The sequence below is a fragment of the Allobosea sp. 10L422 genome (assembly GCF_056395345.1).
This window is the reverse complement of record NZ_JBFTJI010000025.1, coordinates 22,160-28,159: the sequence shown is the minus strand read 5'-3', so window position 1 is coordinate 28,159 and position 6,000 is coordinate 22,160. Positions and strand designations below refer to the sequence as shown.

At 59.6% G+C, this 6,000-nt stretch carries 2 protein-coding genes and 2 pseudogenes; 1 reads left to right on the top strand and 3 read right to left on the bottom strand.

Going from position 1 to position 6,000, the window contains the following annotated elements; translation table 11 throughout:
• Nucleotides 1–146 precede the first annotated feature (146 nt).
• A complete protein-coding gene (locus AC1DEZ_RS27290; protein WP_476781311.1) occupies nt 147–932 on the bottom strand; it encodes a DUF4917 family protein in 786 nt (261 codons plus the stop codon).
• Between the two features lie 306 nt (nt 933–1,238).
• On the opposite strand from AC1DEZ_RS27290, the gene AC1DEZ_RS27285 reads away from it, so the two are divergent.
• Nucleotides 1,239–4,211, top strand: coding sequence for a hypothetical protein (locus AC1DEZ_RS27285; protein ID WP_476781310.1), 2,973 nt, complete (start codon nt 1,239–1,241; stop codon nt 4,209–4,211).
• Between the two features lie 827 nt (nt 4,212–5,038).
• Here the strand turns inward: AC1DEZ_RS27285 and AC1DEZ_RS27280 are convergent.
• Nucleotides 5,039–5,314: pseudogene (locus tag AC1DEZ_RS27280) on the bottom strand (haloacid dehalogenase-like hydrolase); the annotation flags it as partial.
• 163 nt (nt 5,315–5,477) lie between these two features.
• Nucleotides 5,478–5,705, bottom strand: a pseudogene (locus AC1DEZ_RS27275) (mandelate racemase); the annotation flags it as partial.
• Between the last annotated feature and the right edge of the window lie 295 nt (nt 5,706–6,000).

Genomic DNA, 6,000 nt, shown 5'->3' with positions numbered 1-6,000 from the left:
AGGATACAAGCCTCCCGCGCCAGAGGTCTTCATCCCCGCCATGACCGCGAGGGCGGCTGCGCAACCCGGACCAGCTACGCCGCCCGCGCTGGTGTCGAGACCAACCGTCCACTAACAATCACCTTGGACCAGCCGGCGGGGGCGGATCAATTGTGTCGAATCTTATTTTTCTTCTGAATGCTTGATCCTTCGGAAACGAATAATGGAAATTTATTGGCATTCATCGCCTTTCGCGCCTGATCGATAAGCCGGTCGTTTGTCCTTATCCATGTGAATTTCTGAAGTTCATTTCCGGCGTCAAAAAGGTGGAGCGCCCCATGCAGAAAATGAACTTTGGCACTATGGGCGTTAACCTCTCCTTGCCACACTACATAGTCTGCTCCCGGATCGTCCTCATCGTTTCCGAAGCCGTCGTTAGTCGCCAGATCGACACGCTCACCTAGCGGGTCATCTTCGTGCATCAGCGCCCAATAAAGCAGCAAGTCATAATTCAGTGTAAAGACCTGACCGTCATTCGGCTGCCCAAGAAACAGTCGTAGAAATTTCCGGCAACACCAGAATTTTTGATCGGGAATATCGGCAGGAATATTTGGATGATGCCCAGCGATCGTGGTCAGCAATATTTCTTTGAGGGCATTAGCATCTGACCTCATCTTAGCTGAAGCATCGGGATGCCCAGGCGTATAAATTCCAGCCAGCAATGCGCCCGATTCTAGGTTTTTGATGGCCAGTTCGAAATCTTGAGTTCCTAGAACTTTGAATACTTCAATCAGTTCTGGGTGTTTTGCGAAGTCGGCAGCTTTGAATAAGGACCCATAATGAAAAATATCGGGGCAGCAAGCTATGCTAAAGCCATTTCCAATTAGCAGGTGACGCTTTGAAAATTGCCTAGAATCGTCCAAGGCATCCGAGAATCTAACTACCTCGACCATAAATCCCCCGATTATTATGTTAAATTTTTTCCATCGAAGCTGAAACGATGCCGGGCGTCAATCCGTTGCGGCAGCCTAGATAGGACGGCACGGCGGATTATTTGAATTTCGACTTTCCGAGGCCGCCTGCCGTAGACTGGATAAATATTGAAGCGCGCCTCGGCAGGGCGAAACAGAACATGCTCACCCAAGCGACGACCTTCCGTTGGAGGGATAAGAAGTCGCCGGAGAGAATGGCCACGATCCGGTGGCGAGAACCCTGCACGGCTGCCGAGCGTGCAGGGTTTTTCATTCCTGGATTTGAGCATGAACTATTCGAAGACCGACACGGAGAACTTCAACAGGCTCTGGCACGATTATGTCGGCCCGACGCTCGGCAAGAGGCCGCTGAACCAGTTCCTAGCCGCGATGAGCGAACCGAAGACGTGGTTCGCCAGCATTGTCCGGCCCAGGCTGTACCTGCCGGACGCCTTCGGCGGCGTCTACTACCCGGTGGACGTGACGACGTTCTCAGTTGGCCGCAACCACCACGTCGCGAAAACGATCGCGACCGAAGCTGATCCGCTGGCGACGTTCGGCGCTGACCCATGGTCGGCGCTGACCTATTTCGCCAACCCACTTCGTGTCTGGCACCGTAGTCCAGTCGGCGAAGACCAGTCGATCGATGAAGCGGGCGCTGCGGATGCGCCGAAACACCGTGTTGTCGTCGGCGACTATCACATCCTGACCTACGAGTTCGACTTGAACGATGTCGAGTTCCTCAAGAAGCAGCTTGCGTGGCTGCGCACCACGAAGAACAAGCTCGATTCTCCGATCGGCGGCCTGTTCAGGCACTGCTCGGGCTATGCAGATTTCGCCGGAATCACGGTGAACTACAGCGGCAGCAAGAGCCTGCACATCCACGTCGTGTTTTCGACCGCACTCGCCCGCCAGAAGCTCGGGCTGGACGGCTGCGGGGCGACCGATCTGCGTGATGGCTTCGCGGCCCATTGGGAACGGCTCCACGAGAAGCTTCTGCCGATCCTCGATGTCGAGGGTCTTCGTGCCGATGCACAACTCCGGTTCGCCGAATCGTTTCGCCGGGTACCCAACGGTTGTCGCGAGATCGACAAGCAGCACCTCCTGGGCATCCCGGTCGGGACGCTGGTTCCCCAGGTCACGCTGTGGGAGGCGTCGAGGGCCAGGGCCTCAGGCGACGATCTCCCCTTGTTCTGGACGCCGGACGAGTTCAGCGGAAACACGCTCACACGGAAGCGCTCAAGGAAAACGCAGCCCCAGCGCGCTGCCAAGGCGGTTGGCGACATGAAGCAGGAGGAGATCGACTACTGCGGTGAGCGGCTCCGTGAATGGTTTCCCGGTTGGCCTCGGTTTGATCGCCTCGATTTCGATGGCCGCAGGTGGAGCGCGTTGTTCAGGAACTCAGAGGCCGATCGGAACCCGGCCTCGATCATGCGCGAGGACTACGCAACCATCCATCTGGCTGGCCGCGACGCTGTTGGCCTGACGCCTCGGCGGCTGCGCTACGACCTCGGCGTGATGCTCCGCCTTTGGCGCGGCCAATTGGCCCGCGACCAGGGTCGGGACGATGATGTTGTCCTACTCGATGACCTGATAACTGCGCCGCCCGCGCAGGCGCTATCCGTCGTCGAGCAGGAATTTCGGGCCAATGTCACCGACAACGCCACCGCCGCAACGGTGATGAACGCCTTCTTCCGCGCCACGGTGCCGGTGAACCCCATCATGATGGTCGTCGGCCCGGAAGGCGTCGGCAAGACCTCCGTCGTCATGGCGCAGCATAATGAAATCGCCGCTGACCTCGAACGTCGCGGCGAAAGCACGCTCGCGATGTACGCGTTTGCCGACTACAAGACGGCAGACGAGAAGTGTGTCGCCTTCAACAAAGTGCAACAGGCGAATGGCTTCGTCGGCGTGGCGGTCCCGAGCTTTTCACGCATGTACGAGGAGGCGTGCATGCACCTCGGTTACAAGGTGATCTCGACCATCGAAGCTGCCCGGTCAGGGTTTCCTTCGCGCTTCAGCGCGATCCAGGAACTCCAACCGCAGGTGATGGACCGGTTTCGCCAACGGCATGCGCAGGTGTGGTCGCAGGTCGGCAGCCAGCGGCCGGTCTTCTTCGCCGTCCATCAGGTCGCCCACGATCGGTGGAAAAACAGTCCGACCCGCAAGATGTGGGCGCGCTCGTACTGGATCGACGATCTCGGTGACGAGCGTGACGCCATACTGCGCAAGGAGACCGACCTCGGTCTGCTCGTGCATGACGAGGTGAAATGGCTGAGCCTTGTCGATACCCAGCCCGAAGAAGTCGTCCGCTGGGTCGAGGACATGACGAACCAGGACAAGCAGGTCTGGGGAGCCAATCGCGCCAATCTGTCCGACCGTCTCCGCAGCTTCGAGAGTTTCGCCACTCAGCACGATCGGCCGCTGGTGGGAGACAATCCCCTGACGTTCGAGGACGCCCAGCGGATCGCCGATGTCGTCGGCGGCCTTGGCTCTTGGGACCACGTCGTGACAGCGGACAGCGGGGAGTATGGCATTCGCCGTCCGAAGGCGAACGACAACGCCGAAGACGGTGAGGAGATCGGCTTCCGCGATATGTATGCCGCACGGCATGGGCGCGACTGGCGCGTCGTTTCGAAAGGCTGGTGGTCGGGCGTTGCCGATCGCGTGATCCTGCTAACGACAGAGGCCGTGCCCACGGCGGTCGCGCGGACGGCTGATCCCGGCATGGCCGTGTTCGAACTTGAAGCCCCCAAGGCCCGGCGTGACCAAGTCGATGTCTATGCCGAGCGGTCGGTACGCGGCGACAATCTCGTCACCCTCTGCACGGACTTTCGCGCGGCTCGTCCCGCCGCCTCCTGGTTCATCGTTTCGAACCGTGTTCAGACGCTGACCGACACCATGACCCATGCCGGGGCTCGGGGATCGAATGCCCTGATCGGCCGCGACATTCTCCAGACCATGACCTGGATGGTCCCGTTCGAGTACGAGCAGCTTCAGGCGCTCAATGCCTGGACGGGGCGCAACGATCTGGTCGGGCTGCGCCACATCGACGAGTTCAACCAGACCGCCGGGAGGAACCTCGGTTTTCGCAGGAAGGGAGATGCTCGTCACACGCTGTTGGTGAACCTTCGCCTGCTCGGTGTTCTGCTCGATCATCATGCAGGTGTTCTCGGTCGCGCCCGGTATGGGCTGCGCCTGCACATGGATTCGGACCAGCGGTACGAGGCCACCGGCCGCGCCGAATCGCGCGCGGCCTGAGGGGCAGAGTTCGGGCCCGAAAAACCCCTTCAGTAGTCGTGTTCCTTATATAGCTCTCTATGGAATACGGGCTGTGGAAGGGTTTTTCCGCGCGCATCTCTGGCGAAAGCCATCGGCGGGTGAGCGGGCGGGCCGAGGTCGCGTAGCGGCCGAAGCTGCCCGGCCCGGTCATCCGACGCGAGCGGGTGGGTGCGGCGCACCTACCCCTCGTCGATCATGCCCATGACCATGTCCTCGACCAGGGCAACGTCGTCACGCCGATCTCGAACAGCACGCTTCCGAAGACCATGCTCCCCGGCCGGATTCGAAGTGTTCGAAAGCGGTACTAAAAACCGGTCCTAACGCCTCGTTCGAGACGGTACTAAAACCGGAAATTCTCCAATGAAATTAGGGAGTGGCGCGCCATTCAGGACAAAACTGCGAACACTTATGTATTTGAAGTGGCGTTATAATTTCCAGATAGTGATAGCGCTGTCAGGTTCGCGATATCCTGCTGTGTCGGGGTAGTGACCGGTATCGGACTCTCTGCTGTCAGCGATGCGCAACCAGTGACGGAAAGCGCCGGGGCTGTCGCAAAAGATCGGCGCCAGCGTGAGATTATCGAAAAGTGGGGCAGTCTCGTGCACGGATTAGGGTTCATGTGGAGCTCCGTCGATTAGGAAGAGGGGCAAATCGGTAGGAAGATCGTGTTGGTCGTGGCGATGTCGGCCCGGATTTCGACCAAGAAGTTTGACGGTTGGCGGGAGCGCGGCGAGTCCGACCGTTCCTCTCGATCGGGGCCAGGTCACATGAACGTTGCGACGAGGCGCACCGTAACGCCGTACGGATCACTTGAAAGGAAAGACCTCCTTCCAATCGCGCTTCATGTCAGCGACGGTCCACTTGTTCAGCGCAGCGGCGTCCAGCGCCTTGTCGAGCTTCCCGAAATGGGACTGCCGATCATAGGCGAACTCGCGTCCGGCATCGGTGTGGTGGACGATGAGGCCGAAGCGCGCGCCGCCGGACATGGTCGTCCATTGCAGCATTTCGAGATCGCCGTCCGAGTTCCCGAAGGCGGCGATCGGCGGGCGCCCGATCTGCAGGTTGATCCCGATGGGCTTACCGCCTATCTGCAGCGAGATTGAGTCAGACCCAACATTGCAGGCGATCTCACACACATGGCCGCACCGACCAGCTCTGCAGAACGTTCAAAAAGCCCTTGCCAACGGGGAGCCGTCCACACATAGCGCATAAGGATGGCGCCTTAGTCAAATAACGAAGCATACCTCACGCGGCGAGGCTACGCATCTCCGCGATAAGGTCGGCTTTGCCCTCGAAGCCAATGCCCCGCAGGTCCGGCATGATGATGGGGCCGGCCTCGACGCGCACGCCGTCCGGGAAGCCGCTATAGGGCTGGAACAGGTCGGGGTAGGATTCGTTGCCGCCGAGGCCGAGGCCCGTCGCGATGTTTAGCGACATCTGATGGCCGCCATGGGCGATGCAGCGGCCAGAACTACCCACAGGCCTGCCGCAAAGAATGCGCCAAAGCGGAATCTGGCATAGCTCCCGGAGCCGGACGTTCGGAGGTTGGCGTCTAGCGTCGCGAGCTCCCAGCTCCGGCATCTCTCACTACGATCCTGGCCAGCAGCAGGCGGGTTGGAGCTCGATCCACGGGGATCGGATCAGGCTCTGCACATGCTGTTGCCCTTTCTCATCTATGCCAAGGTACAGGTCCGTCTGACGATCTATCGAGAGCAAAGATCGGAGGGGCCAGTAGAGATTCAAGCACTCAACGAAAACAATTGCTCTC